This window comes from Novosphingobium fuchskuhlense (assembly GCF_001519075.1).
GTDB classification, from domain to species: Bacteria; Pseudomonadota; Alphaproteobacteria; order Sphingomonadales; family Sphingomonadaceae; genus Novosphingobium; species Novosphingobium fuchskuhlense.
Window position 1 is genome coordinate 103,694 of record NZ_KQ954246.1, and the last position, 26,023, is coordinate 129,716.

Consider the following 26,023-nt stretch of genomic DNA (forward strand, 5'->3'; position numbering starts at 1 on the left):
CGGTGCCGCTCATGCCGCCACCCGCATCAGCCAGAGGCCTGCAAACAGCGCGGCAAAGCCGGCCACCAGCGAAAGCGTGACATACGCTGCCGCCAGCCCCAGCGCACCGCGTTCGACGAACAGCGCAAATTCCAGCGCGAAGGAGGAGAACGTCGTGAAGCCGCCGAGCACGCCGACGCCGAGCAGCAGCCGCCAGGGCTCACCCCCGGTGCCATGGCGCGCCAGCCAGCCGACGAGGATGCCCATGGCGGCACTGCCCAGCACGTTGACCGTAAGCGTCGCCCAGGGAAAGGCGCTTGCGGCGACGGGGCCGAAGGCTGCCATGAAAAGGCGGCCGGTCTGGTGGCGGAGCCATGCGCCAAGCGCGCCGCCCGCGGCGACGGCAAGACCCGGGGGGGCACTGGAAAGCAGAGGTATAGCGGTTGTCATTGGGCAAGCCCCTAACGCAGCCTTGTCTCAAATGCACGAGATTGCTTGCCTTGGTGGGGCGCTTTTGGTAGCGGGCGCCGCGGGAGAGCCGATCCGTTCGGATTCGGCGCGTTTTCTATTTCTGCCATCTCCGGATGGCTCCTGAAACAAATCAAGGTGACTCCCGCTCCGTGCGGGCTCTCGCCATCAGCATTGAGGTGTAGCGGTTTATGCAAATTCTCGTTCGCGACAACAATGTCGACCAGGCCCTTCGCGCGCTCAAGAAGAAGCTGCAGCGTGAGGGCGTGTACCGCGAGATGAAGCTGCGCCGTCACTTTGAAAAGCCTTCGGAAAAGCGCGCCCGTGAAAAGGCTGCCGCTGTCCGCCGCGCCCGCAAGATGGAGCGCAAGCGGCTTGAGCGCGACGGCGGCAAGTAAGCTGCTGCGGGGGCGCTTGATGCTGCCCCTTAGCCTCTTGCGATAAGGGTCCGGCTGGGCCAAGAGGGCGCCGTATCTGCGGCGCCCTTTCGCTTGTCCGGCCTTGTGCCGGCGTCCGCGCAGGGCATGACATGGAGCCGTTCCGCCGGCTCCGCAAAAGGGGAAGACATGTCGGAAATCACCCGCGTTCCGCTCCAGCCGGTCGGCAAGGGATCGCTTACCCGCATCTGGATCGGCGTGATTCTCGCCCTGCTGATTGCGGCGAGTGCGGCCTGGGCTGTGCGATATCAGGGCCTTGTCATTGAAACGCTCAAGGCCGGTGAGGGCCCGTCCCCGACGGCGGGCGACATCGTGCTTGTCAACTATGTCGGGCACCTCGCCAGCGGCAAGGAATTCGAGCGCGCCCAGCGGGCTGCCTTTCCTGTCGACGGTGTGATCCCGGGCTGGAGCAAGGGGCTGCAGAATATGCAGCGCGGCGGCAAGTACAAGCTGATGATCCCAGCGGCCATGGCCTATGGCGCGCAGGAGCAGAAGAACCCCTCGACCGGCGAAGTGGTGATCCCCGCGAACAGCGACCTCACCTTCGAAGTCGAACTGCTCGATTTCAAGAGCGCGGCCGAGCTCGAGCAGCGCCGCCAGGAGCTCCAGCAACGGCAGCAGCTCGGCAGCGACCCGCGGGGCGGTGCCGGCGCTGAAAGCATGCCGCAGCCCTGATCGTTCCTTACTTCGCCGGAGGGAGCGGCCCCGCTCTCTCCGGCCCAGTTCCTAGCGAAAGAATGCCATGTCCGTAGACACCGCCACGGTGGCCAGGATCGCCTCGCTGGCCCGCATCAAGGTGACCGATGAGGAGATCGCGGCGATGGTGCCCGAACTCAACGGAATCCTCGCGTGGGTCGAACAGCTCGGCGAAGTGAACGTCGAAGGCATCGCGCCGATGACGGCGGTGATCCCCAACAAGCAGCGCCTGCGCGACGATGTGATCGGTGCCGATCCGCTGACCGGCGGGGATGTCCGCGACAAGGTGCTCTCCAACGCGCCTGCCGGTGAACACGGCTTCTTCGGCGTGCCCAAGGTGATCGAGTGATGAGCGAACTGACTGACCTTGGCGTCGCCGCGATCCGCGAAGGCGTGGCGAAAGGCGATTTTACTGCCGTCGAAGTGGCAGGTGCGTTCAACGCAGCCGTCGCCGAAGCGCAGCCTGCGCTCAATGCCTTCATCACGCTGACGCCCGAGAAGGCGCTTGAAGCGGCCGCCGCTGTCGATGCGGATCGCGCGGCCGGCAAGGCGCTGGGCAAGATGGCTGGCGTGCCGATCGGCATGAAGGACCTGTTCGCGACGACGGGCACGAAGACCACCGCCGCCTCGAACATCCTCGGCACCTTTGTGCCGCCTTACGAATCGACCGTTTCGCAGAAGCTGTGGGATGCCGGCGCGGGCATGCTCGGCAAGCTCAATCTCGACCAGTTCGCGATGGGCTCCTCGAACGAGACGAGTGCGTTCGGCAACGTCATTTCTCCGTGGCGCCGCGAAGGCAGTGATGCGCAGATGGCCCCCGGCGGCTCTTCGGGCGGCTCGTCTGCTGCGGTCTCGGCGCGCATTGCCCCTGCAGCGACGGGCACCGACACTGGCGGTTCGATCCGCCAGCCCGCCGCCTTTACCGGTATCTCGGGCATCAAGCCGACCTATGGCCGCTGCTCGCGCTGGGGCATCGTCGCTTTCGCCTCCAGCCTCGATCAGGCGGGACCGATGGCGCGCGATGTGCGCGACTGCGCGATCATGCTTGAAGCGATGGCCGGCTTCGATCCCAAGGATTCGACCAGCCTCGACATGCCGGTGCCGGAATGGGAAGCCAGCCTTAACGCCGACCTGCGCGGCAAGAAGGTGGGCATCCCCCGCGAATACCGCATGGACGGGATGGACGCCGATGTCGCCCGCGTGTGGGACGAAGGCATTGCCTGGCTCAAGGACGCGGGTGCCGAGATCGTCGACATCAATCTCGCGCACACCAAGTATGCGCTCCCCGCCTACTACATCATCGCCCCCGCCGAAGCCTCGTCCAACCTCGCGCGCTATGACGGCGTACGCTATGGCCTGCGCGATCTGCCGCCCAAAGAATCGGCAAGGGGCGCGGGCCTGCAGGACATGTACGCCGCGACGCGCGCCGCCGGGTTCGGCGCGGAAGTGCGCCGCCGTATCCTGATCGGTACCTATGTGCTCTCGGCAGGCTTCTACGATGCCTATTACACGCAGGCTCAGAAGGTCCGCACGCTGATCAGCCGCGACTTCATGGACGCGTTCCAGACCGTCGATGTCATCCTCGCCCCCACCGCGCCGACTGCGGCCTTCGGGCTTGGCGAGATGGTGAGTGATCCGCTGGCGATGTACCTCAACGACGTGTTTGCCGTGCCCGCCTCGCTGGCCGGCCTGCCCGCCATGTCGGTGCCCGCCGGGCTCGACCGGCAGGGCCTGCCGCTAGGGCTCCAGCTGATCGGCCGCCCGTTCGACGAACAGGGCGTGCTCGATGCGGGTCTCGCGATCGAAGCCCGCGCGGGGTTCACCGCGCGTCCGGCGAAGTGGTGGTAAGATGAGCGACTATCGTATCCAGGGCGCAACCGGCGAATGGGAGGTCGTGATCGGCCTCGAAGTCCATGCGCAGATCAGCACGCAGGCGAAGCTCTTCTCGGGCGCGGCCACCGCGTTCGGGGCAGAGCCCAACACGCAGGTCAGCCTCGTCGATGCGGCGATGCCGGGCATGCTGCCCGTGCCCAACCGCGAATGCATCCGCCAGGCTGTGCGCACCGGCATCGCGATCAACGCGCAGATCAACAAGTGGTCTCGCTTCGATCGCAAGAACTACTTCTACGCGGATCTGCCGCAAGGCTACCAGATCAGCCAGCTCTACCACCCCATCGTGGGCGAGGGCGCGATCGAGGTGCAGCTCGACGACAAGAACCCCGAGAGCACCAAGACCATCGGCATCGAGCGCATCCATGTCGAGCAGGACGCGGGCAAGCTGATGCACGATCAGCACCCGACGATGTCCTATGTCGATCTGAACCGCTCGGGCGTGGCGCTGATGGAAATCGTCAGCCGTCCAGACATGCGTTCGCCTGCGGAAGCGGGTGCGTACCTGTCTAAGCTGCGCACGATCCTGCGCTATGTCGGCTCGTGCGATGGCAACATGGACCAGGGCTCGATGCGCGCGGACGTCAACGTCTCGGTGCGCCGCCCGGGTGAGCCTTTCGGCACGCGGACCGAGACGAAGAACGTCAACTCCGTGCGCTTCGTGATGGCCGTGGTCGAGCAGGAGGCCAAGCGCCAGGTCGCCCTCATCGAAGATGGCGGCAAGGTCGTGCAGGAAACCCGGCTCTACGATCCGGACCGCAACGAGACGCGCTCGATGCGCAGCAAGGAAGATGCGCACGACTACCGCTACTTCCCCGATCCCGATCTGCTGCCGATCGAGCTTGACGACGCGTTCCTCGAGGAATGCCGCGCCAGCCTGCCGGAACTGCCGGATGCCAAGCGGCATCGCTACGAGACGGTGCTGGGGCTTTCGGCCTACAATGCCGGGGTGCTGACCGCCGAAGTCGAGACCTCGCGCTGGTTCGAGGCACTGCTCGCGGCGACCGCCACGCAGCAGGGCAAGCCCGAGAGCGAGGTTGCCAAGCAGGCGGCGAACTGGCTGACGTCCGAACTGTTTGGCGCGCTCAACAAGCTGGGCAAGGGCCTCCTCGAAAGCCCTGTCAGCCCCGAGGCGGGCGGCGCGTTGCTGGCACTGGTGGGCAAAGGCACGATCTCGGGTTCCATCGCCAAGCAGGTGCTCGAAAAGATGCTCGAAACCGGCGATGCGGCGGGCGTGATCGTCGAACGCGAAGGCCTGATGCAGACCTCCGACACCGGCGCGATCGAGGCAGCGGTCGATGCCGTGCTCGCCGCGAATTCCGACAAGGTTGAGCAGTACCGGGCCGGCAAGGAAGCGCTGTTCGGCTTCTTCGTCGGCCAGACGATGAAGGCGATGCAGGGCAAGGGCAACCCGCAGCTGGTCAACGAAGTGCTGAAGGCGAAGCTCGGCTGACAGGCTTCGTCTTGGCACGGACTTGCCGTTCTGGATGCATTCCGCCTTGCCAAGCATCTCGGTTCGTTTAGCTTTTCCTCAGGACGGGGGAGCAGAGATGCTGACAAGGCTGATGCGTGCAATGGTTGGCGGTCTGATCGCCGCCGGGCTTCTTTTTGCGGCGGGTACCGCACAGGCGGGCTCGGTCCTGAAGGAAGGCTTCGCTTTCCCGACCGACCATACGCCCAAGATCGTCGTCTTCCGGCCCGAGGTTCAGGTCGGCACGCTGCGTGCCGCCGGGCAGGATGAACCCAACGTCGAATGGACGCAGACGGCGCGGACCAACATTGCTTCGGAAATGAAGACGCAGGCCACCGCACAGGGCCTCAATCTCGAATTTCTCGGCGATCAGCAGGGCACGGACGCCGAGCTTATCGACTCGCACAGGGCGCTCTTCCTCGCCGTGTCGAGCGCGGTCATGACGCACGGGATCGCAGGCGACCATCTGCCGACGAAGCGGGAGGAGCGCACGGAGGAGAACCCCGGCAAGCGCTGGCGGCTGGATTGGACGCTGGGGCCTGGCATGGCCAAGTTTGCCGAGGCGACAGGCGCCGAATATGGCCTGTTCTTCTATACCCACGATGCCTACGGCAGCGCCGGCCGCAAGACCGCGATGATCTTCGCCGCGATGTGGGGGGCGTATGTGCCCACGGGCATCCATGTCGGCTATGCCGGACTTGTCGACCTCAAGACTGGTGATATCGTCTGGTTCAATACCGACATCGCAATGGGCGGCGATCCCCGCGAAACAGAGGGCGCGGCCAAGCGTGTCGGCCAGTTGTTGGCGGGTTTTCCGGGCAGCAAGCCTGCCTTTCCGGGTGCCTCCGCTGCCGCTCCGAAGTGAGTGACGGCGGTGCGTGCCACTCGCTTCCGGTTGCTGTTCGCGGCGAGTGCCGCTCTGGCCTGCGCACATCCCGCGCTGGCCGAGCAGGCGCCTGTTGCTCCCCGCGTTCCGGTCACTACGCCGGTCCACGCGATCCCCTATTCCCCGGAAGGCAACGAGGAACGAGGATTGTGGATGGAGGTCGACGAGACAGAGCGGCGGATCAGGAACTCGCCGCAGCTTATTACTGATCCGGATCTCCACGCCTATATCCGTTCCGTGCTCTGCCGCACGGTAGGCGAAGCGCGCTGCGGTGCGGCGAGGCTCTATATTGTCCGCACGCCGGAGGCGAACGCTTCGATGGCGCCAAACGGGATGATGCAGATCAACAGCGGCATGTTGCTGCACCTGACCAACGAAGCCCAGCTCGCTGCCGTTCTGGGGCACGAATTTGCCCACTACGAACATCGGCACGCGCTGCTGTGGTTTCAGGAGCTGAAGAGCAAGGGCAACACAGCGCTGTGGTTGACCCTGACCGGGATCGGACTGCTCGCCGTACCGGGCATTGTCAGCGGTCTCTCGGGCTATTCGCGCGACATGGAGCGCGAGGCGGATATCGACAGCCTGGCCCGGTTGTCCGCAGCCGGCTATTCGCTCAGCGAGATTTCCGCACCGTGGAAGCTGTTTCGTGCGGAGTGGGATGCGACCGCGATTGAACGCAAGCGCAAGTCTCATACCCTGAAGGATGACAAGGCCGACGGCAGCCATCCTTCGCTGTCGGAGCGCATTGCCTATACCGAGGCGGAAGCCGCGAAGCAGGCCCCCGGGGCCGAAGTAGGCCGTGAACCGTATCGCGCCGCGCTGGCACGCTGGCTTCCGGGGTTCCTTGACGACCAGATCAAGCTCAACGATTTCGGCGCGAGCGACGTGCTGATCGGCAGTCTGGCGCAGCAGACCGGATCTGCCGCTTTGCTTGTGGCGCGGGGCGATCTCTATCGCACCCACGCCAAGCCCGGCGACCTCGAAAAGGCGGAAGGGTTCTACGCCGATGCGATTGCCGCGTCCGATGCGCCCGCCGAGGCATGGCGCGGGCGCGGACTGGTGCGGATCAAGCTGGGCCGTGTGGATGAGGGCAAGGCCGATCTGCGCAGCTACATCGAACGCAATCCGGCCGCGCCGGACCGGGCCATGATGGCCATGATGATTGGAGACAAGGCATGAAGATGCGCGTCCGTTTGGCTCTGGTTGGTGCGATGGTGCTGGCCGCCGCGACCCCGGCGCTGGCCTGGAAGCTGGTCAAGGTTGGCGATCAGATCATCGTGGGCAAATCATCGATGGTCATCACGGCGCCGACGCAATGGAACCGTGTCACCTACGGCCCGATCAAGGGGTCGGAAGAGTGGACGCTCGACGGGCTTACGCTCAACGAACTCTATGTCGCGGGCGACATCGCGAGCGGCAAGCCGCTGCTTTACGAGTTCAACAAGAAGGACAACCCGCTTCCCAAGTTCGCCGACACGATGCAGCTGACCGATCTGCCCGACCTTGTCGAGCGGACCTGGCGCGTGGCGCGCAATGCGGTGGTCTTCAAGACGACCGCGGTCGAGCCGGCGAAGCTGGGCGGCAATGATGCTGTGCGCATCCGCTATGAATATGTGCGCGACGGCAGCAACCTAATCTACAAGGGCATCGCCACCGCCGCAGTCGTGCACGGCCAGCTGCAGCTCGTGCTGTTCGAGGCGCCGGCGCTCTTCTATTTCGACCGCGACAGCGCCAAAGCCGTGGCGGTGATGGACAGCGTGACCTTCCGCGTGATGCCGGTCGCCAAGCCCTCGTAACCGGGGGGCAGAAGACCGGTCCGCCCACAGGGGCGGCACCGGTCCTCGAGGAGGCTCACTCCCCCTTGATCACCTGCACCGGAAGACCCAGCCCGTCGAGCTGCGGCTTCACCTTCGCGGCGTCGCCCACGACCACCCAGACCAGCTTGGCCGGGTCGATTTCCTTGCGCGCGGCCGCATCGAGATCGGCCGGGGTCATCGCCCGGTAGCGGGTCGGCAGGGTGGTGTACCAGGTGTCGGGGCGCTTGTAGGTCTCGATCTTGGCAATGCCATCCAGCACCGCGCCCGAGGTTTCGAACGCGCCGGGAAGTTCGCGCGCGCTGCCCTGGGTGGCGAGTGCGGTCTCCTCTGCCGTCGTCCCCTTGGGGCCGAGGTACCGCGTCAGCTCGCCCTGAAGCTCGTGGATCGAGGGGCCGGTCTGGTCGGTCTGCACGGGGGCCATGATGCGGAAGATCAGCCGGTCGGCGCGGTCGCTGATCGCGCTGTCGACGCCGTAGGACCAGCCCTTGGTCTCGCGCAGGTTCATGTTCATGCGACTGAGGAAATCGCCGCCCAGCACATCGTTGGCGATGCGCAGGGTGACAGTGTCGTCGGTGCCCTTGGCAGCCAGAACCGCGCCGCCGACGATCAACGACTGCGGTGAGCCGGGACGATCGATCAGCATGATGCGTGGGGCAGGAACCGGGATCGCGGCAGAGAAATCCTTCACCGGCGGGGCCATGCGGTTTGCCGGCCAGGTGCCGAAGCTCTTCTCGAGCAGCGGGACGACAGCGTCGAGCGTGGTATCGCCCACGACATAGATCGTCGCCCGGTCCGGCCGCAGCCAGCGGGCGTGGAAACCGGCGAGGTCCGCTCGCGTCAGCTTCTTCACCACGTCCGCGTCGCCGGTGCCGGTGGGGCCATAGCCGTAGGGATGCGCCGGGCCGTAGATCGCGGGGTAGAGCATGCGGGTGGCGAGGGCGGCCGGGTTGGTCAGCTCGCTCTTGATTGCGCTCAGCTGCTGCGTCCGGACACGCTCGAGTTCGGCGGGATCTAGCGCCGGATGGCGGACGTACTCAGCGAGGAGTTCCAGAGAAGGAGCGAGGTTGGGGACCAGCGCATTGAGCTCGAACGCGGTTGTATCGGGCATGCCGATACCACTGATCGATGCACCGAGCGCTTCCTTGGCGCGCGCCAGTGCGGAGGAATCGAGGCTGGCGGTGCCCTCGTTCATCAAGCGCAGCAGCAGCGCGGTGGTGCCGCGCGCGCCCTGCGGATCGGCCGCATAACCGGCATCGAACGAGATCCGGACCGAGACGACCGGCACCGCGCTGCGACGGGCGAAGACGACCTTGATGCCGTTCCTGAGGCTGGTCCGCTCGATGGACGGGAAGTCCAGCGCGGGGACATCTCCGGCCGGCGGGATCGACTTGCGGTCTGCCGCTGCGGCGGCCGAAACGGGCGCCGCAGCTGCTGCCACGACAGTCGTCTTGGCTGCTGCGGCAGCCGGCAGGGCGTCGTCTCCGCCGCGCGCCTCGCCACCGGAGGTGCGATCACCGGGGACGACCGTCAGCGCGAAGGCGGGCCGCTTCAGCCACCGCGCCAGGGCATCGCGCACTGCGGCAGGGGTGAGCTTCGCGGCGTCCTCCAGTTCCTTGCGGTAGTATCCCGGATCGCCGGCATAGAGCAGACCCTCGGCCAGCGTGGAGGCCTTCCCGCCGAAGCCGCCGACGGATTCAAGCGAGCGGATCTGGCCGGCCGTGAAGCTGGTGGCGGCGCGGGCCAGTTCGTCAGCGGTCGGTCCATCCTGGATCAGCCGCGCAAGCTGCGCATCGAGCGCGGCACCAACCTTGGCAGGGTCCGTGCCCGGCTTCACATCAGCCTGCATGACAAACTGGCCTGCTTGCGCGAAGATGCTGGCGTTGGCAGAAGCGCTGACCGCCACCTGGCTGGTGCGCACCAGTGCATCGTCGAGCCGCGAGCTGGCCAGCCCGCCGAGGATCAGCGCGCCGACCTGGAGGGGCAGGTAGTCTGGATTGTCGAGGCCCGGAATGGCCCACATGCGGTAGATGCGGGTGGTCGCGACGCGGTCCTGGATCGTGCGGGCGATCGGGGCAGGCAGCGTCGGGACCGGGGCCGCGACCGGCTGGACCGCAGGGCCCGCCGGAATACCGCCGAACCACTTTTCGACCTTGGCCTTCGCCGTGGCCGGATCGATGTCGCCCGCCAGCACCAGCACCGCGTTGTTCGGGCCGTAGTGGTCGCGGAACCAGCCCTTCACGTCGTCGAGGCTGGCGCTGTCGAGATCGGCCATCGAGCCGATCGTGCTGTGGTGATAAGGATGGCCGGCGGGATAGAGCGTTTCGGACTGCTCGTACTCGACCAGTCCGAACGGATCGTTGTCGCCCTGCCGCTTCTCGTTCTGGACGACGCCGCGCTGGTTATCGAGCTTTTCCTGCGTCACCGCGCCGAGGAGATAGCCCATGCGGTCGCTCTCCAGCATCAGCGCGCGGTCGAGCGAGGCCTTGGGCACCGTCTCGAAATAGTTGGTGCGATCGAACCAGGTGGTGCCGTTGAAATCGGTCGCCCCGATTTCCTTCAGCGGAAGGAAGAAATCCCCCGGTGCGTTTTCCGAGCCGTTGAACATCAGATGTTCGAACAGATGCGCAAAGCCGGTCTTGCCGCGCGGTTCGTTCTTGGAGCCGACCTTGTACCACACGGATACCGCGACGACGGGCGCCTTGCGATCGGTGTGGACGAGGACGGTGAGGCCGTTGGGCAGGGTGAAGCGTTCGTAGGGAATATCGACCGCCTTCACCAGATCGGCGACCGGCGCGGCCGTGATCTGCGGGGCAGCGGGATCGGCGGCCAGCGCGGGTACCGCGGCGAGGAGGACGGGAAACGCAAGCAGGGTGGCCAGAAACGACCGGGAGTGCGAACGGGGCATGGTGATCCTGCGGCTGGGGCGGCGCGCCGGTTGGCGGCCGCGCGGAAAGTAATGGTCGCCTTGTTCCAGAGCATGGCGGGGCTGAACAGAATCAAAATGGGCCGAACCGGCGGATTGCCCCGATGGGTGTTGCTCCGGGCCGCAGGTTGACACAGTTGACACTGTCCTGAGGAATACTTGCATTCGATCAGTTGGTCGCTTTTGATCGATCCGGTCGATTACCGGTCGGAGCGGGAACGAGCGTGCCTTCATCGCCACCAAGCCTAGCGGAAAGCTGTCCTGTAGGACAGTCAGTGCCCGACGAATACCATGCCGGCATCGACGGACATCCCGCGTGTTTCGGGCATGGCGCGCAGGACCCAGACGAGCTGCAGCAGCATCATCGCAAGGAAGAAGGCGAAGATCGCGGCCGGCGGGAACGCGGCGAGCGCCGGCGGCATCAGCAGCGAGACGAGCGCGGCGAGGAGCCAGTGCGTGCCGCAGCCGATGGTCTGGCCGCGGGCGCGGGCCTCGGCGGGGAAGACTTCGGCGATGAACACCCAGATCACCGCGCCTTGCCCTACCGCGTGGGCGGCGATGAACAGGAACACGAGCGGGGCCACGAGCCCACCGGCATGGGCGGCGAAGGCGGCAGAAATGGCCGCGAGCGAGACACAATACCCCACCGAGCCGATCACCATCAGCGTGCGCCGCCCGAGCCGGTCGATCAGCAGGACTGCAATGCCCGTCGCGAGGAGATTGACCACGCCGATCCCGAGCGAGGCGAGGAGCGCGGCCGCGTTGCCGAGACCGGCTTCCTCGAACAGACGGGGGGCGAAATAGATCACCGCGTTGATGCCGGAAAGCTGGTTGAACAGGGCGATGGTAAAGGCGAGGCTGGCGGGGCGCAGAAGGGGCGTGCGCAGGAAACCCGACCATGGCACGGAAGCGCCCCTGCCGATGGAGCCGCGTGTGGCCAGCCAGACCGGGCTTTCGGGCAGGCCGAGGCTGGCGAGAAGGTAGATCGCGGAAGGAAGCGCCTGAATGCCCAGCATCCAGCGCCATTGGGCGTCTCCGGCTGCGTTCGTGGTGCCTGAGCCGATCACCCAGTTGGAGAAGTAGGCGACGAGAATGCCGAGCACGATGTTGAACTGGTAGAGCGCGCCGAGCTGGCCGCGCCGGGCCGGGGGTGCGATCTCGCTGATATAGGCCGGCACCGCGATCGAGGAGACGCCGATGGCCAGCCCGCCGAGCAGGCGGAACGCGGCGAAATCGACGGGGCCGACCGCGAGTGCCGAGCCCAATGAGGCGGCGACATAGGCAAGGCCGAGCCCGACGAGGGTGGGGCGGCGGCCGAGCCGGTCGGTCGGCCACGAACCGCCCAGCGCGCCGATGACCGTGCCCCAGAGCGCGGCGGAAAGGACGAGGCCGTGGGCGAAGGGGGTGAGCGACCAGTGTGCCTGAATGGCCTTCTCCGCACCGGAAATGACCGCGACATCGAAGCCGAACAGCAGACCGGCGAGCGCGGCGGTGGCCGACCACAGCGCGATACGTTGCGGTGCTGCTGCCGTGCCAGCGGCGTTGGCGGCTTCTGCGCCGGATTCGCCCATCGCGTGTCCTTTCCCCGGCCCGCTGCCTGCCGTGGGGCGGCGCGGGCGTGTTATCCCCAGCCCGAGTGATGCCTGCCGGCTTGGCGGGCGGCAAGTGCGCCCCGCCGGCGATAGGTATGCGCGCTGCTGCGCTTCAGAGGACGAACGTGAAGTCACCGCCATCGAGTACCGGCTTGTTGGCGAACTGCGCGAAAGCGATGGCTCGGCCAGAGCCATTGCCGTCGGCGTCGAACCAGAGAATGCCAGTGCCGGAATCATAGAGAAGATGATCGGACGGCGCGTGCGCGGTTGTGCCTGATATGACGACAGTGCCGGGATTGCCAAAGCCTGCCGGGCTGCCAAAGCCCGAGATCGAAATCTCGATCTTGTCCACGCCGTGTTCGAAGTCGGTGACGACATCCCGGCTGGAACTGCTGGCGGGCAGGTTGCCGAACGCGAAGGTATCCGCGCCCGCACCGCCGGTCAGCCGGTCAGCGCCATCGCCGCCGATGATCCGGTCGTTGCCGGCCCCGCCATCGAGGATATCGCGATCATCGCCGCCATCGAGGTAGTCGTCGCCGACGCCGCCGAGGAGCCGGTCGGAGCCCCAATCGCCCTGGAGCCGGTCGTTTCCGGCGCCGCCGGACAGCGTATCGGCCCCATCGCCGCCGATCAGGGTGTCGTCGCCTGTAAAGCCGTAGAGCCAGTCGTTGCCCTTCGAACCATCGAGGTGATCATCAAAGAGGCCGCCGGTGATGTGCTCATTGCCGTGCCCGAACACGATGTCGAACCGCTCGACATGGGTGAGTGTGGTGTGGAGATCGCCCAGCCCGTCGATGGCGAGATCGACCGCGCCTTTCGCGGCGGCGCGCAGATCGACTGTCAGCCCGAGACCGTTGAACCAGGTGAGGATGGTGTGGGCCACCCACGGTTCCCAGTGGATCGAAAGGTCGAGATGGACGGTATCGATCCCGGTGCCGCCATCGACCAGCGAACCGTAGCCCGCATAAATGCTGTCGTTGCCGTCATCGCCGTAGAGCGCATCGCGGCCGATGACCTGGAAGGCATCGCCATCGTTGCCATCGGGATCGATCACCGTGGCACCATCGGCATTGTAGCTGCTGCCGCCGATGCTGCCGGCGATGATATCGTCACCCGCACCGGCGTGGACGGTGTCCGAGCCCGCACCGGTGACGATGATATCGTTGCCAGCGTCCGAGGTGATCGTGTCATCCCCGGAGGTGGCGATGGGGCTGTCGGCAAGGATGTTGCTGTCGAAGTACTGGTATTCGCTGTCGGTCGCGGTGTGGACCAGCGTGCCGATATAGCCGGCGAGCGCGGCTGGATCGAAGCTGCCATCGGCGAACTGGAGCTTCTCGATGCCGGATAGGTGATCGTTGCCGTAGATCCCGGCGCTGTCGATCACACCGCCCACGCCGTGCGGTCCGCCCTGCCAGATGGCGGCTTCGCGTTCGCCGGTGAAGACGGGGCGCACCAGCGAGAGGACTTCGTAGTTGCCGTTGCCGAGGTGGATCACGCGGTAGTCGCTGGATTTGCCCGCGTAGCGCGCGGTATCGGTGCCTTCCCCGCCAGCGAGCGTATCGTTGCCCGCGCCGCCGATGAGCACATCATCGCCGCCTCCGGCAAACACCGTATCATTGCCGCCGAGTACGGAGATCGTATCGGCAGCATCGGTGCCGGAAATGCTGTCGATGCCGTTGGTGCCGGTGATGGTGGTCATGCGCTTCGTCTCCCTGCAGCCAGGCAGTCTGCCCATGCGCGCCGGGCATACAAGTAAAAGGACCTAGAATCGCGTCCAGAACGGACCGGTGCGGCGGAGTGGCGGCGGCGGAGTGTCTGTTGTGGGGGCGAAATTTGATCCATGTCCTTGTGTGGCCGAAATGACACACTACCTTCGGGGCATCAGGAGGAAATACCCTAATGAACCTCGAGAAATTCACCGACCGCGCCAAGGGCTTTCTGCAGGCGGCGCAAACCGTTGCCATCCGCAACAGCCACCAGCGGATCGCGCCCGAGCACGTGCTGAAGGCCTTGCTGGAGGACAGCGAGGGCATGGCATCCGGGCTGATCCAGCGCGCGGGGGGCACGGCGTCTGTCGCGCTGGCCGAAGTGGACAAGGCGCTTGCGAAGATCCCGGCCGTCTCCGGCGGCGGGGCGCAGCAGACGCCGGGCCTCGACAACGATGCCGTGCGCGTGCTCGACGCAGCCGAGCAGATCGCGGCGAAGAGCGGCGATGCCTACGTGACCGTCGAGCGGATGCTGGTGGCGCTGACGCTGGCGACGACCACGGCGGCGGGGCAGGCGCTCAAGACCGCGAATGTGACGGCGCAGGCGCTGGAGGCGGCGATCACCGCGCTGCGCGGCGGGCGGACGGCGGACAGCGCCGGGGCTGAGAACGCCTACGAGGCGATGAAGAAGTATGCCCGCGACCTGACCGAAGCCGCACGCGAGGGCAAGCTCGACCCCGTGATCGGGCGCGACGAGGAAATCCGCCGGACGATCCAGATCCTGGCGCGGCGGACCAAGAACAACCCGGCGCTGATCGGCGAACCCGGCGTGGGCAAGACCGCGATCGCGGAAGGCCTTGCGCTGCGCATTGCCAACGGCGACGTGCCCGACAGCCTCAAGCACCGCCGCCTGATGGCGCTCGACATGGGCAGCCTGATCGCGGGCGCCAAGTATCGCGGCGAGTTCGAGGAGCGCCTCAAGGCCGTGCTCGACGAGGTGAAGGGCGCCGAGGGCGAGATCATCCTGTTCATCGACGAGATGCACACGCTGATCGGCGCGGGCAAATCGGAAGGCGCGATGGATGCGGGCAACCTGCTGAAGCCCGCGCTGGCGCGCGGCGAGCTGCATTGCATCGGCGCGACGACGCTCGATGAGTACCAGAAGTACGTCGAGAAGGACCCCGCGCTGCAGCGGCGGTTCCAGCCGGTGTTCGTGGGCGAGCCGACCGTGGAGGACACGATCTCGATCCTGCGCGGCCTCAAGGAGAAGTATGAGCTGCACCACGGCGTGCGGATCACCGACGGCGCGATTGTCGCGGCGGCGACGCTCTCCAATCGCTATATTGCGGACCGCTTCCTGCCGGACAAGGCCATCGACCTGATGGACGAAGCCGCCAGCCGGCTGCGCATGGAAGTGGAATCGAAGCCCGAGGAGATCGAGAACCTCGACCGGCGGATTATCCAGCTGAAGATCGAGGAAATGGCGCTCGCCAAGGAAAGCGATTCTGCCTCTAAGGACCGGCTGGCCGCACTGCGCGAGGAGCTTGCCAATCTGGAGCAGCAGTCGAGCGAACTCACGACGCGCTGGCAGAACGAGCGCGACAAGATCGCCGCCGAAGGCAAGATCAAGGAAGCGCTCGATGCGGCGCGGATCGAGCTGGAGCAGGCGCAGCGGCAGGGCGACCTCGGCAAGGCCGGGGAGCTGGCCTATGGGCGGATTCCCGAGCTGGAGAAGCAATTGGCCGAAGCGCAGGGCATGGCGGAGAACGCGCTGCTGCGCGAGGAAGTGACCGCGGACGACATCGCGGGCGTCGTCAGCCGCTGGACCGGCGTGCCGGTCGAGCGGATGCTGCAGGGCGAGCGCGAGAAGCTGCTCAAGATGGAAGAGACCATCGGCAAGCGGGTGATCGGGCAGCGCGATGCAGTGGTGGCGGTCTCGAAGGCCGTGCGGCGCGCGCGTGCCGGGCTGCAGGACCCGAACCGGCCGCTGGGCTCGTTCCTGTTCCTCGGCCCCACGGGCGTCGGCAAGACCGAGCTGACCAAGGCGCTGGCGGGCTTCCTGTTCGACGATGACAACGCGATGGTGCGCATCGACATGTCGGAGTTCATGGAGAAGCATTCCGTGAGCCGGCTGATCGGCGCGCCTCCGGGCTATGTCGGCTATGACGAAGGCGGCGTGCTGACCGAGGCGGTGCGGCGGCGGCCCTATCAGGTCGTGCTGTTCGACGAGGTGGAGAAGGCGCACCAGGACGTATTCAACGTGCTGCTGCAGGTGCTGGATGATGGCCGCCTGACCGACGGGCAGGGCCGCGTGGTGGACTTCACCAACACGCTGATCGTGCTGACCTCGAACCTTGGCAGCCAGTACCTCGCCAATCTGGAGGAGGGGCAGGACGTCTCGACGGTCGAGCCGCAGGTGATGGACGTGGTGCGCGCGCACTTCAGGCCGGAGTTTCTGAACCGGCTGGACGAGATCATCCTGTTCCACCGCTTGGGCCACGAGCACATGGCGCCGATTGTCGACCTGCAGGTGGCGCGCGTGCAGGCGCTGCTGAAGGACCGCAAGATCGTGATCGACCTGACCGATGCGGCAAAGCGCTGGCTGGGCCGGGTGGGCTACGATCCGGTCTATGGCGCGCGGCCCTTGAAGCGCGCGGTGCAGCGCTATGTGCAGGATCCTCTGGCCGAGCGGTTGCTGGGGGGCGAGATCCCCGATGGCAGTTCGGTGAAGATCGATGAAGGCGACGGCGCGCTGACGTTCGTGGTGGGGTGACACCCCGCTGATTCCCCCCTCCCTGCCGGGGAGGGGTTGGGGGAGGGGGCGGCCTTGCCGGCAAGCGCCGGGCACCCCCACCCAGCCTCCCCCCGAACGGGGGAAGGGCAGGTCAGCTATTGTTGCAGATGCAGCTTTCGCCCGCCGCCACGGCGCGGCCGCAGCTTTTGCAAAGGGCGTGTTCGCCCTCGGCGAGGCCGTGGCCGAGGGCGACGCGTTCGTCGAACACGAAGCATTCGCCTTGCCACAGGCTCTGCTGGGCGGGCACTTCTTCAAGGTAGCGCAGGATGCCGCCCCTGAGGTGGTAGACCTCCTCCACCCCCTCGGCCTTGAGGAAAGCGGTCGATTTTTCGCAGCGGATGCCACCGGTGCAGAACATCGCGACCTTGGGTGCCTTGCCGCTACCCATCAGGCGTTCGCGTTCGGCGCGGAACCATGCGGGGAACTCGCGGAAGCTGCGGGTTTGCGGGTTGATGGCGTTTGCGAAAGTGCCGATGGCGACTTCGTAATCGTTGCGGGTGTCGATCACGATGGTTTCGGGATCGCTTATCAGCGCGTTCCAGTCGTGCGGGGCGACATAGGTGCCCACGCTGGCGAGCGGGTCGATGTCGGGCTCTCCCATGGTCACGATCTCGCGCTTGATCCGCACCTTCATGCGGCCGAAGGGCATGGCCGCGGCGCTGGAATACTTGACGTCGAGATCGGCGCAGCCGGGGAGCGCGCGGATGTGGGTGAGCACGGCGGCAATGCCTTCCGCGCTGCCGGCGATGGTGCCGTTCACGCCTTCGCGGGCGAGAAGCAGGGTGCCCTTGATGCCTTGCGCCTCGCAGAGTGCGAGGAGCGGGGCGCGCAGGGCCGCCGGCTCGGCGAACCGGGCGAAGCGATAAAGCGCGGCGACGGTGAGGGCCATGCCCGCGGCGTTAGCGGATTGGCTGGTGCGGGCAAGGGGAAGAACCCCTCCGTGAGCCCCGTCAGGCTGCTACCTCCCCGAGACCAGCTCGGGGAGCAACCGGATCAAGCCCCCGCCTTCACCGCATAATTCCAGGCCATGTCTGCCAGCGGGCCGACGCGGTCGGACATGGCCGCAGCGTGGGCGCTGGAGGCGGTGCCGTCGAGGTAGCGCTTCTTGATGCCCTGGATGATCCCGGCAAGGCGGAAGTAGTTGTAGGCGAGGTACCAGTCCATGCCGGCGATGCCGTCGCGCTGGGTCTTCTCGCAGTAGCGGGCGATCACTTCGTCGAGTTCGGGGATGCCGAGCGCTGCGCGGTCGAGGTCCATGACGCCGGAGCGGCCGCCGTTCTCGGTGGACCAGGCCATCGCGAAATAGGTGAAATCGGCCAGCGGATCACCGAGCGTTGAAAGTTCCCAGTCGAGCACCGCGAGCGGCTTGGGCTCGCCGTGGGCGAAGATCATGTTGTCGATGCGGTAGTCGCCGTGGACGACGCTCATGCGGGTCTGTTCGGGCAGGGTGCGCGGGAGCCACTCGATGAGGCGCTCCATCGGCTCCATGCGCTCGGTTTCGGAGAGGCGGTACTGCTTGGTCCAGCGATCGACCTGGCGGCCGAAGTAGTTGCCGGGCTTGCCGAATTCGGAGAGGCCGACGGAGTCCACATCCACGCTGTGGAGCGCGGCGAGGGTATCGACCATGGCGAAGTAGGTGGCGCGGCGGTCTTCCGGGGTCGCGCCGGGCATCGCGCCGTCCCAGATCGTGCGGCCATCGACGCAGCCCATGACATAGAACCACGAGCCGGCGACGTCGTCATCGGTGCACAGGCCATATTGCGGGGCAACAGGGAAGCCGGTGGGGGCGAGGGCGGCCTGCACCTTGTATTCGCGGTCGACCGCGTGGGCGCTGGGGAGCAGCTTGCCGAAGGGCTTGCGGCGCAGGACATAGGGGCCCGAGGGCGCGTCGATCCGGTAGGTGGGGTTCGACTGGCCGCCCTTGAACTTCGAGACCGTAAGCGGGCCCTGAAAGCCCGCGACGTTGGCTTCGAACCATGCGGTGAGCTTGGCTTCGTCGAGCTTGTCCGCGCCTTCGGGGGCGACGGTGCCGGTGAAAGCGGCCTGCGCGTCGATGGGTGCGTCGGTCATGCTGGCTGGCCTTACTGGTCGAAGACGATGACCGAGCGGGCGGCGTGGCCACCCTTCATCTTCTCGAAGCCCTCGTTGATGCCTTCGAGCGGGATGCGTTCGGCAATGATGCTGTCGAGATCGAGCAGGCCGCGCATGTAGAAATCGACGAGGCGCGGGAGATCGACCGGGAAGTGGTTGCCGCCCATGATCGCGCCCTGGAGCTTCTTGCCCGAGAGCAGATCGACCGCGGATAGGCCGACCTTGTGGGCGAGCGGCATCATGCCGAGGATCGTGGCGGTGCCGCCGCGGCGCAGCGAGGCGACCGCGAGATCGCCCGAGGCGGGACGTCCTACGGCTTCGATGGCGTGGTGGACGCCGCCCTTGGTCATTTCCTGGATCTGCTTGGCGGCATCGGGATCGAGCGCGTCGATCACGTCGGTCGCGCCCAGCTTGATCGCGAGTTCGCGCTTTTCGGGCATCGGATCGGCGGCGATGATGCGCCCCGCACCGGCAATCTTGGCGGCGTTGATCGTGGCAAGGCCAACCCCGCCGCAGCCGATCACCGCCACGGTTTCACCCGGCGTGACCTTGCAGGCGTTGAAGATCGTGCCCGCGCCGGTGGTGACGGCGCAGCCGATCACGGCGGCGCGATCCAGCGGCATATCGGGGTTGATCGCGACGCAGGCGTGTTCGTGGATCAGCATCATTTCGGCAAAGGCCGAAAGGTTGAGCATCTGGTTGACGACGCTGCCATCGCTGGAGCGGGTGAGGCGCGGGGCCTCGCCGGGACGGCGGCGCGTATCGCCGCCAAGGCAGAGCGACATGCGGCCGGTGACGCAGAATTCGCAGTGGCCGCAGAAGGCGGAAAGGCAGGTGACGACGGCATCGCCCTTCTTGACCGTGCGGACCTCGCTGCCGACTTCCTCGACGATGCCGGCGGCTTCGTGGCCCGCGACGCAGGGCATCGGGTGGGGATAGGCGCCCTCGATGAAGTGCAGGTCCGAATGGCACAGGCCGCAGGCGGCGGTGCGGATCAGGACTTCGTGCGGGCCGGGCTTGGACACGGTGAGCTGGTCGATGACCAGCGGCTGGCCGGCGGCTTCGAGGATGGCGGCTTTCATTGTCGTGTTCTCCGACTGTGCGGCTCCTCCCCCGTGAGGGGGAGGCTGGGTGGGGGCGTACTGCCGTGCCGAGACGTCGAGCGCCTTCCCCGGCCCTGCCCTCACGGAGAGGGGGAAGGCCGGAGCGGGTCTGATCGTCCTAGCGCGAGATCGCCATGTCGCCCGAGGTGAAGCCCGGGTCGCTGGGGAGATCGGTGTGGCGCGCGTATTCGATGCGGGCGACAGCGCGGGCGTGGACTTCGTCCGGACCGTCCGCGAGGCGCAGGGTGCGCTGGTGGGCGTAGGCTTCGGCAAGGCCGAAGTCTTCCGAGACACCGCCGCCGCCGTGGGCCTGGATCGCGTCATCAATGATGCGCAGCGCCATGTTGGGGGCCTGCACCTTGATCATCGCGATTTCGAGCGCGGCGGCCTTGTTGCCGACCTTGTCCATCATGTCTGCCGCCTTGAGGCAGAGCAGGCGCGTCATCTCGATATCGATGCGGGCGCGGGCGATGCGCTCTTCCCAAACGGACTGCTCGGAAATCCGCTTGCCGAAGGCGACGCGCGACTGGAGGCGGCGGGCCATCTTGGACAGCGCTTCTTCGGCCACGCCGATGGTGCGCATGCAGTGGTGGATGCGGCCCGGCCCGAGGCGGCCCTGCGCGATCTCGAACCCGCGGCCTTCGCCGAGCACGACGTTGGAAACGGGGACGCGGACATTTTCGAGCAGCACTTCCATGTGGCCGTGCGGCGCATCGTCATACCCGAAGACGGGCAGGTGGCGCAGGATGTTGACGCCCGGCGCGTCCATGGGGACGAGAACCTGCGACTGCTGAGCGTGGCGCTTGGCGCTGGTGTCGGTCTTGCCCATGACGATGGCGATCTTGCAGCGCGGATCGCCGAGGCCCGAGGACCACCACTTGCGGCCGTTGATGACGTATTCGTCGCCTTCGCGCACCATGCGGGTTTCGATGTTGGTCGCGTCCGAGGAAGCGACGAGCGGCTCGGTCATCAGGAAAGCGGAGCGGATCTCGCCGTTCATCAGCGGGCGGAGCCACTGCTCCTTCTGCTCGCGCGTGCCGTAGCGGTGGAACACTTCCATGTTGCCGGTATCGGGCGCCGAGCAGTTGAACACTTCGCTGGCCCACGAGATGCGGCCCATTTCCTCGGCGCAGAGCGCGTATTCGAGGTTGGTGAGGCCAGGGCCTTCGAACTCGAACGTTTCATCGACATGGTGGTGGCCGCCGTTGCGCGGAGGCATGAACAGGTTCCAGATCCCGGCGGCCTTGGCGCGGGCCTTTTCCTCTTCGACCACCTGGAGCACCTTCCAGCGATCGCCGGTGGCCTGCTCGGCCTTGTAGTCCTTGTGGCGCGGGCGGACGTTGGTCTCGATGAAATCGCGGACGCGGTTGCGCCAGTAGACCTGCCGTTCGGTGGGTTCGAAATCCATGTTGGCTCTCCTCGCGGTGCGGGCGTGTGGCACCGCTTGTGTTTCTTGATTTAATCTGTCGGTTAAACCTTGCGCGAGATCAAGCAGGGAGATTGATCACGCTGTGTTTTCTCAGCCGGCGGCCTCGGCGGCGGCCTTCATCTGGCGCAGGGCTTCGAACAGGTCCGGCACTTCGGGATCCCATGAATGGCGAGGGCCGATGGTGAGGCCACCATCGACGATGATCGAGGTGCCGTTCACGAAGCTGGCCGCCTCGCTGCAGAGGTAGAGCACGGCCTCGGCAATGTCGCGCGGCTGGCCGCCGCGGGCGACAGGCTGGGCGGCCTGGCTCATCATCGCGATGGCGCCCTTGGCCTGCGCTTCGAGTTCGGGCGGCACGTCGAGCGAGGTGGTGAAGATGTTGGTGTTGATGAAGCCGGGCTGGACGGCGTTCACGCGGATCTGGTGGCGGGCGAGATCGGCGGCGCTGGTCTTGGTGAGGTGGAGCACGCCCGCCTTGGCGACGGCATAGGCATTGGGCGAGTAGCCGGGGCCGACCGCGGCGACGCTGGAGGTGTTGACGATGGCGGCACCGGCGCGGCCGATCATGTGCGGGACAGCATAACGGATGCCGAAGGCGACCGAGCGGAGCAGGAGGTGCATCGTGCGGTCCCAGCCCTCGGGCTCGATCTCGTCGATCTTGGCCATGTCGCCGCCGGCACCTGCGTTGTTGAATACGGCGTCGATCCCGCCGGTTTCCGCAGCGGCGCGGTCCATCAGGGCCTTGATGTCCTCGCAGACTGTGACGTCGCAGCGCACGGTGTGGACTTCGCCGTTCGATTCGGCAGCGGTCGCGGCAAGGCCGGCTTCGTCGATGTCGGCGGCGTAGACCTTCGCGCCTTCGGCGGCGAACAGGATCGCGGTTGCACGGCCGATGCCGGAGGCTGCCCCGGTGACGACGACGGTCTTGTTGTGGAATCGCATGGGAACCTCTCCATCTGCTTTTGATTTTGGCGTGAGCTTAGGCTGCTGCGCCCCTTCGTCAATGCCGATCGGGTTGACGCTACGGCATGCGGGGGCTGCGCGATTGGCGGAAAACCTTGGCAAAATCGGCGCTTGCCAGCGCGCGGCGAGTCGCCTTAACCTCTCGATTAAGAGAGGAGCAAAAGCCATGTCAGAGCTTGAGGCGTTCCGCGCGGAAATCCGCAGCTGGATCGAGGCGAACTGCCCGGAAGAGATGCGCAAGCCCGTACAGGACGAGGGCGACATCTGCTGGGGCGGGCGCAATTTCGTTTTCAAGAACGAGGGCCAGAAAGCCTGGATGGAGGTCTGCGCGGCCAAGGGGTATACCGTGCCGGACTGGCCGGTCGCCTATGGCGGCGCGGGCATGAGCCCGGCCGAGGCCAAAGTATGGCGCGAGGAGCTGGCGCGCGCCGGGGCGCGGCCGCCGCTGTCGAGCTTCGGCATCTGGATGCTCGGGCCCGCGCTCCTCAAGTTCGGCACCGAAGAGCAGAAGGTGCTCTATCTGAACCAGATCGCGCGCGGCGAAATCCGCTGGTGCCAGGGCTATTCGGAGCCGGGTTCGGGGTCTGACCTCGTGAGCCTGCAGACCTTCGGCGAGGACAAGGGCGACCATTGGGTCGTCAACGGCCAGAAGATCTGGACGAGCTATGCCGACAAGGCGGACTGGATCTTCTGCCTCGTCCGCACCGACAAGACCAATGTCTATCAGGGGATTTCGTTCCTGCTGTTCGACATGACGACGCCGGGGGTGACGACCAAGCCGATCAAGCTGATCAGCGGTGCCTCGCCGTTCTGCGAGACCTTCTTCGACAACGTGGTGGTGCCCAAGCACCAGATCGTCGGCCAGCTCAACCGGGGCTGGGACGTGGCGAAGTACCTCCTTGGCCACGAGCGCGAGATGATCTCGGGCGCGGGTGGCGGCGAGCAGACGAGCACGATCGGCAAGGTGCTGACGCGCAATGGTCTGGATGATCCGATGCTGCGCGCGGAGCTGGCGCAGTTCGATATCGATGCGCTGGCCTTTGCAGCGTGCGGGGAAAAGTTCCTCGACGAGATCAAGGTGGGGCGCGCCCATCCGGCCAAGCCCAACATGATGAAGTACGCCGGGACCGAACTCAACAAGCGGCGGCACGAACTGCTGATGGCGGCGGGCGGGAGCACGGCGCTGGAGTGGGAAAGCGAGGAAACCCGCGGCGGCGCACCGGCACGCAGCTGGCTGCGCACCAAGGCCAATTCGATTGAGGGCGGCACGAGCGAGGTCATGCTCAACGTCGTCGCCAAGCGCATTCTCGAACTGCCGGGAGCCTGATCCCATGCCGCTGTATCATACTGAAGATCAGGCCATGCTGGCCGAAAGCGTCACCGGCTTCATGGCCGATGAAGGCGGGATCAAGAAGCAGCTGCGCCACTGGCGCGACACGAATTGCAAGGACGGCTTCGGACACGGGCTGTGGAAGCAGTTTGCCGAAATGGGCCTCACCGGCATGCTCGCGGCGGAAGCCGATGGCGGGCTTGCCATGGGCCATGTCGAAGCGGGGATCGTGCTGGCCGAGATCGGGCGGAACCTGACGCCCTCGCCGTTCCTGACGACCTCGGTCATGGGCGTGACCGCGCTGAAGGACGCCTCGGACGAGCTGCGCGGGCGCTGGCTGCCAGGGATCATCGCCGGCGAGACCGTGCTGGCCATGGCCATCGACGAAGGCGCCAAGCACAAGCCCGAGAAGATCGCCTGCCGCGCCGAGCGGGCGGGCAACGGGTTCCGCCTGACGGGGGCCAAGGACTTCGTGATCCACGGCACCTCGGCCGATGCGATCATCGTCGCGGCGCGCACCTCGGGCAGCGACAGCGATGCCGATGGCGTGACGCTGTTTGCGGTGCCGAAGGATGCGGCGGGCATCGGGCACAATGCGGTGCGGCTGGTCGACAGCTCCATCGCCAGCCATGTGCGGTTTGACGGTGTGGAGCTCGATGGTTCGGCGGTGATTGGCGAAGTCGATGGCGGGCGCGCGGTGCTGAACAAGGTTCTGAGCGCGGGCCGGATCGGCGCGGCGGCGGAGCAGACCGGTGTGGGCGCCGGCGCCTTCGCGATGACGACCGGCTATCTCAAGACGCGCAAGCAGTTCGGCAAACTGATTGGCGAGTTCCAGGCGCTGCAGCACCGCGCGGCGCACCTCTATTCCGAGCTCGAGATTGCCGAGGCGGTGGTGATCAAGGCGCAGCAGCTGCTCGATGGCGGGTCCGAGCGGGCGGAGCTGATGGTCTCGGTCGCCAAGGCCAAGGCGGCGCGTGCCTGCAACCTCGCGGTGCGCGAGGGCGTGCAGATGCACGGCGGCGTGGGCATGACCGACGAATACGACATCGGGCTTTACATGAAGCGCGAGCGCGCGCTGACCGAGTTCATGGGCGATGCCAACTACCATGCCGAGCGTGTGGCGCAGCTCAGCGGCTATTGAGGAACAGACAGATGGATTTTGCCAAGCTTTTCAGCCTGGAAGGCCGCGTTGCGGTGGTGACGGGCGGTTCGCGCGGGATTGGGCGGATGATCGCCGAGGGTTTCATCGCGGCGGGCTGCGCGCGGGTCTACATCACGGCGCGCAAGGCCGCCGTGGTGGAAGCGACCGCCGCCGAACTGGGCCCCAAGTGTATCGCGCTGCCGGGCGATATCTCGACGTTCGCAGGGATCGAGGCACTGGTCGAGGATCTCGCGCAGCGCGAGAGCCATATCGACATTCTGGTGAACAATGCGGGCGTGGCCTGGGGCGCGGAGTTCGACGATTTCCCGGAGATGGGCTGGGACAAGGTGATGAACCTCAACGTCAAGACGCCCTTCTTCCTGACGCAGAAGCTGCACGGGCTGCTGAAGGCCGGGGCGAAGGACCATGCGGCCAAGGTGATCAACATCGCCTCAGTCGACGGGCTGCGCGTGAACCCCTGGGAGACCTACAGCTATCAGGCCTCGAAGGCCGGGCTGATCCACCTCACCCGGCGCATGGCGGCGCGGCTGGTGAAGGACAACATCATCGTCAACGCGATCTGCCCGGGGGCATTTGCCTCGGAAATGAACAAGGCAGCAGCGAACAATCCGGAAGGCTCGGCGCGGGGCATCCCCCTGAAGCGCATTGGCAATCTGGAAGACATGGCGGGCGGCGCGATTTTCCTCGCGAGCCGCGCGGGCGACTATGTGATCGGCACGCCGCTGCCGATCGATGGCGGCATCGTGAACGCCTATATCCCAGAGAGCCATATCAACCCTTTGGGGGAGTGAGGGGCACCCGGGATCGTTTGCGGGAGCATGACGTGAACGAGACGGAAGCGGCGCAGGCCATCGGAGATTGCGAGCTTGCGATCAGACGGCGGTTCGCGGCGGCACCGTCACGCGTGTTCGGTGCCTGGTCCGATCCGGCGCAGTTCCGCCAATGGTGGGCCCCCGAAGGCTTCGGCATCACCTTGCTCGCCTGCGAGATGGACGTACGCTCCGGCGGTTCCTACCGACTGGTCTATGGCATGGGCCAGGCGGACACGCTCACGTTCCATGGCACCTATCCCGACGTGGTGGCGGGCGAGCGGATCGTCTGGACCAACGCGGAAGACCCGGAGGGAGCCATCACGACCGTGACGTTCGCAGACGCGGCTGGCGGGACCTTGGTGACCTATCACGAGCGTTATCCGACGCGGGCCGCGCGCGACGAGGCTCTGGAGACATCCGCCATGGCGCTGCCGGGACAGCTGGACCAGCTGGCAGCGCTGCTGGCGGTCTGAA

Annotated in this window: 22 protein-coding genes; 13 read left to right on the forward strand and 9 right to left on the reverse strand. The window is 66.3% G+C overall.

Annotation, left to right across the window (positions count from 1 at the left end; genetic code table 11):
- Positions 1–9: 9 nt before the first annotated feature.
- Positions 10–429: a CrcB family protein gene (locus tag AQZ52_RS14455; protein ID WP_067912458.1), complete on the reverse strand. Its 420-nt coding sequence runs from the start codon at positions 427–429 to the stop codon at positions 10–12.
- A 209-nt stretch (positions 430–638) separates the two neighbouring features.
- On the opposite strand from AQZ52_RS14455, the gene rpsU reads away from it, so the two are divergent.
- The 8 genes from rpsU to AQZ52_RS14495 all read left to right on the forward strand — a co-directional run bounded on the left by rpsU (position 639) and on the right by AQZ52_RS14495 (position 7,623).
- A complete protein-coding gene (rpsU, locus tag AQZ52_RS14460) occupies positions 639–845 on the forward strand; it encodes a 30S ribosomal protein S21 (protein ID WP_054121618.1) in 207 nt (68 codons plus the stop codon).
- A gap of 168 nt (positions 846–1,013) precedes the next feature.
- Positions 1,014–1,559, forward strand: coding sequence for an FKBP-type peptidyl-prolyl cis-trans isomerase (locus AQZ52_RS14465; RefSeq protein ID WP_067912461.1), 546 nt, complete (start codon positions 1,014–1,016; stop codon positions 1,557–1,559).
- Positions 1,560–1,626: 67 nt separating this feature from the next.
- A complete protein-coding gene (gene gatC / locus AQZ52_RS14470; protein WP_067912463.1) occupies positions 1,627–1,929 on the forward strand; it encodes an Asp-tRNA(Asn)/Glu-tRNA(Gln) amidotransferase subunit GatC in 303 nt (100 codons plus the stop codon).
- Positions 1,929–3,428 (forward strand): Asp-tRNA(Asn)/Glu-tRNA(Gln) amidotransferase subunit GatA, encoded by a 1,500-nt coding sequence (gene gatA, locus AQZ52_RS14475; protein WP_067912466.1) that lies wholly within the window; start codon positions 1,929–1,931, stop codon positions 3,426–3,428. Before gatC ends, gatA begins: the two co-directional genes overlap by 1 nt.
- A gap of 1 nt (position 3,429) precedes the next feature.
- On the forward strand, positions 3,430–4,923 hold the full coding sequence (gene gatB, locus AQZ52_RS14480) for an Asp-tRNA(Asn)/Glu-tRNA(Gln) amidotransferase subunit GatB (RefSeq protein WP_067912469.1): 1,494 nt from the start codon (positions 3,430–3,432) through the stop codon (positions 4,921–4,923).
- A 112-nt stretch (positions 4,924–5,035) separates the two neighbouring features.
- On the forward strand, positions 5,036–5,806 hold the full coding sequence (locus AQZ52_RS14485) for a hypothetical protein (RefSeq protein ID WP_156424967.1): 771 nt from the start codon (positions 5,036–5,038) through the stop codon (positions 5,804–5,806).
- A 9-nt stretch (positions 5,807–5,815) separates the two neighbouring features.
- Positions 5,816–7,006: a M48 family metallopeptidase gene (locus tag AQZ52_RS14490; RefSeq protein WP_156424968.1), complete on the forward strand. Its 1,191-nt coding sequence runs from the start codon at positions 5,816–5,818 to the stop codon at positions 7,004–7,006.
- Entirely contained in the window at positions 7,003–7,623 is a 621-nt protein-coding gene (locus AQZ52_RS14495; RefSeq protein ID WP_067912476.1) for a hypothetical protein, read from the forward strand. The genes AQZ52_RS14490 and AQZ52_RS14495 overlap by 4 nt, the downstream gene beginning before the upstream one ends.
- A 55-nt stretch (positions 7,624–7,678) precedes the next feature.
- Here AQZ52_RS14495 and AQZ52_RS14500 read toward each other — a convergent pair whose 3' ends face one another.
- The 3 genes from AQZ52_RS14500 to AQZ52_RS14510 all read right to left on the reverse strand — a co-directional run bounded on the left by AQZ52_RS14500 (position 7,679) and on the right by AQZ52_RS14510 (position 13,858).
- Positions 7,679–10,549: a M16 family metallopeptidase gene (locus AQZ52_RS14500; protein WP_067912478.1), complete on the reverse strand. Its 2,871-nt coding sequence runs from the start codon at positions 10,547–10,549 to the stop codon at positions 7,679–7,681.
- Between the two features lie 290 nt (positions 10,550–10,839).
- Positions 10,840–12,138 (reverse strand): MFS transporter, encoded by a 1,299-nt coding sequence (locus AQZ52_RS14505; protein ID WP_067912481.1) that lies wholly within the window; start codon positions 12,136–12,138, stop codon positions 10,840–10,842.
- A 133-nt stretch (positions 12,139–12,271) separates the two neighbouring features.
- Positions 12,272–13,858: a calcium-binding protein gene (locus tag AQZ52_RS14510; protein WP_067912484.1), complete on the reverse strand. Its 1,587-nt coding sequence runs from the start codon at positions 13,856–13,858 to the stop codon at positions 12,272–12,274.
- Positions 13,859–14,058: 200 nt separating this feature from the next.
- Here AQZ52_RS14510 and clpB point away from each other — a divergent pair, with 200 nt between their 5' ends.
- Positions 14,059–16,638, forward strand: a complete 2,580-nt coding sequence (gene clpB, locus AQZ52_RS14515) for an ATP-dependent chaperone ClpB (RefSeq protein WP_067912485.1) — start codon at positions 14,059–14,061, stop codon at positions 16,636–16,638.
- Between the two features lie 112 nt (positions 16,639–16,750).
- Here the strand turns inward: clpB and trhO are convergent, their stop codons facing one another.
- The 5 genes from trhO to AQZ52_RS14540 form a co-directional block, all read right to left on the reverse strand.
- Positions 16,751–17,548, reverse strand: a complete 798-nt coding sequence (gene trhO / locus AQZ52_RS14520) for an oxygen-dependent tRNA uridine(34) hydroxylase TrhO (RefSeq protein WP_082698071.1) — start codon at positions 17,546–17,548, stop codon at positions 16,751–16,753.
- Positions 17,549–17,652: 104 nt separating this feature from the next.
- Positions 17,653–18,729 (reverse strand): phosphotransferase family protein, encoded by a 1,077-nt coding sequence (locus tag AQZ52_RS14525; RefSeq protein WP_067912488.1) that lies wholly within the window; start codon positions 18,727–18,729, stop codon positions 17,653–17,655.
- 11 nt (positions 18,730–18,740) lie between these two features.
- The gene (locus tag AQZ52_RS14530) at positions 18,741–19,832 is read right to left on the reverse strand and encodes a Zn-dependent alcohol dehydrogenase (protein ID WP_067912491.1); all 1,092 of its coding nucleotides are present in this window, start codon (positions 19,830–19,832) and stop codon (positions 18,741–18,743) included.
- Between the two features lie 139 nt (positions 19,833–19,971).
- A complete protein-coding gene (locus AQZ52_RS14535) occupies positions 19,972–21,261 on the reverse strand; it encodes an acyl-CoA dehydrogenase family protein (RefSeq protein ID WP_067912494.1) in 1,290 nt (429 codons plus the stop codon).
- Between the two features lie 111 nt (positions 21,262–21,372).
- Positions 21,373–22,224: an SDR family NAD(P)-dependent oxidoreductase gene (locus AQZ52_RS14540; protein WP_067912497.1), complete on the reverse strand. Its 852-nt coding sequence runs from the start codon at positions 22,222–22,224 to the stop codon at positions 21,373–21,375.
- Between the two features lie 187 nt (positions 22,225–22,411).
- Here AQZ52_RS14540 and AQZ52_RS14545 point away from each other — a divergent pair, with 187 nt between their 5' ends.
- The 4 genes from AQZ52_RS14545 to AQZ52_RS14560 are packed head-to-tail and all read left to right on the forward strand — an operon-like array spanning position 22,412 to position 26,022.
- Entirely contained in the window at positions 22,412–23,572 is a 1,161-nt protein-coding gene (locus tag AQZ52_RS14545) for an acyl-CoA dehydrogenase family protein (RefSeq protein WP_067912500.1), read from the forward strand.
- A 4-nt stretch (positions 23,573–23,576) separates the two neighbouring features.
- Positions 23,577–24,716, forward strand: a complete 1,140-nt coding sequence (locus tag AQZ52_RS14550) for an acyl-CoA dehydrogenase family protein (RefSeq protein ID WP_067912502.1) — start codon at positions 23,577–23,579, stop codon at positions 24,714–24,716.
- Positions 24,717–24,727: 11 nt separating this feature from the next.
- Positions 24,728–25,528 (forward strand): SDR family oxidoreductase, encoded by an 801-nt coding sequence (locus AQZ52_RS14555; RefSeq protein WP_067912506.1) that lies wholly within the window; start codon positions 24,728–24,730, stop codon positions 25,526–25,528.
- Between the two features lie 32 nt (positions 25,529–25,560).
- The gene (locus AQZ52_RS14560; protein ID WP_082698073.1) at positions 25,561–26,022 is read left to right on the forward strand and encodes an SRPBCC domain-containing protein; all 462 of its coding nucleotides are present in this window, start codon (positions 25,561–25,563) and stop codon (positions 26,020–26,022) included.
- The last annotated feature ends 1 nt before the right edge of the window (position 26,023 follow it).

Excerpts from the sequence above, each read along its gene's own strand:
- AQZ52_RS14455 (WP_067912458.1), bottom strand. The coding sequence starts at position 429 with ATGACAACCGCTATACCTCTGCTTTCCAGTGCCCCCCCGGGTCTTGCC.
- rpsU (WP_054121618.1), top strand. The coding sequence starts at position 639 with ATGCAAATTCTCGTTCGCGACAACAATGTCGACCAGGCCCTTCGCGCG.
- AQZ52_RS14465 (WP_067912461.1), top strand. The coding sequence starts at position 1,014 with ATGTCGGAAATCACCCGCGTTCCGCTCCAGCCGGTCGGCAAGGGATCG.
- gatC (WP_067912463.1), top strand. The coding sequence starts at position 1,627 with ATGTCCGTAGACACCGCCACGGTGGCCAGGATCGCCTCGCTGGCCCGC.
- gatA (WP_067912466.1), top strand. The coding sequence starts at position 1,929 with ATGAGCGAACTGACTGACCTTGGCGTCGCCGCGATCCGCGAAGGCGTG.
- gatB (WP_067912469.1), top strand. The coding sequence starts at position 3,430 with ATGAGCGACTATCGTATCCAGGGCGCAACCGGCGAATGGGAGGTCGTG.
- AQZ52_RS14485 (WP_156424967.1), top strand. The coding sequence starts at position 5,036 with ATGCGTGCAATGGTTGGCGGTCTGATCGCCGCCGGGCTTCTTTTTGCG.
- AQZ52_RS14495 (WP_067912476.1), top strand. The coding sequence starts at position 7,003 with ATGAAGATGCGCGTCCGTTTGGCTCTGGTTGGTGCGATGGTGCTGGCC.
- AQZ52_RS14500 (WP_067912478.1), bottom strand. The coding sequence starts at position 10,549 with ATGCCCCGTTCGCACTCCCGGTCGTTTCTGGCCACCCTGCTTGCGTTT.
- AQZ52_RS14505 (WP_067912481.1), bottom strand. The coding sequence starts at position 12,138 with ATGGGCGAATCCGGCGCAGAAGCCGCCAACGCCGCTGGCACGGCAGCA.
- AQZ52_RS14510 (WP_067912484.1), bottom strand. The coding sequence starts at position 13,858 with ATGACCACCATCACCGGCACCAACGGCATCGACAGCATTTCCGGCACC.
- clpB (WP_067912485.1), top strand. The coding sequence starts at position 14,059 with ATGAACCTCGAGAAATTCACCGACCGCGCCAAGGGCTTTCTGCAGGCG.
- trhO (WP_082698071.1), bottom strand. The coding sequence starts at position 17,548 with ATGGCCCTCACCGTCGCCGCGCTTTATCGCTTCGCCCGGTTCGCCGAG.
- AQZ52_RS14525 (WP_067912488.1), bottom strand. The coding sequence starts at position 18,729 with ATGACCGACGCACCCATCGACGCGCAGGCCGCTTTCACCGGCACCGTC.
- AQZ52_RS14530 (WP_067912491.1), bottom strand. The coding sequence starts at position 19,832 with ATGAAAGCCGCCATCCTCGAAGCCGCCGGCCAGCCGCTGGTCATCGAC.
- AQZ52_RS14535 (WP_067912494.1), bottom strand. The coding sequence starts at position 21,261 with ATGGATTTCGAACCCACCGAACGGCAGGTCTACTGGCGCAACCGCGTC.
- AQZ52_RS14540 (WP_067912497.1), bottom strand. The coding sequence starts at position 22,224 with ATGCGATTCCACAACAAGACCGTCGTCGTCACCGGGGCAGCCTCCGGC.
- AQZ52_RS14545 (WP_067912500.1), top strand. The coding sequence starts at position 22,412 with ATGTCAGAGCTTGAGGCGTTCCGCGCGGAAATCCGCAGCTGGATCGAG.
- AQZ52_RS14550 (WP_067912502.1), top strand. The coding sequence starts at position 23,577 with ATGCCGCTGTATCATACTGAAGATCAGGCCATGCTGGCCGAAAGCGTC.
- AQZ52_RS14555 (WP_067912506.1), top strand. The coding sequence starts at position 24,728 with ATGGATTTTGCCAAGCTTTTCAGCCTGGAAGGCCGCGTTGCGGTGGTG.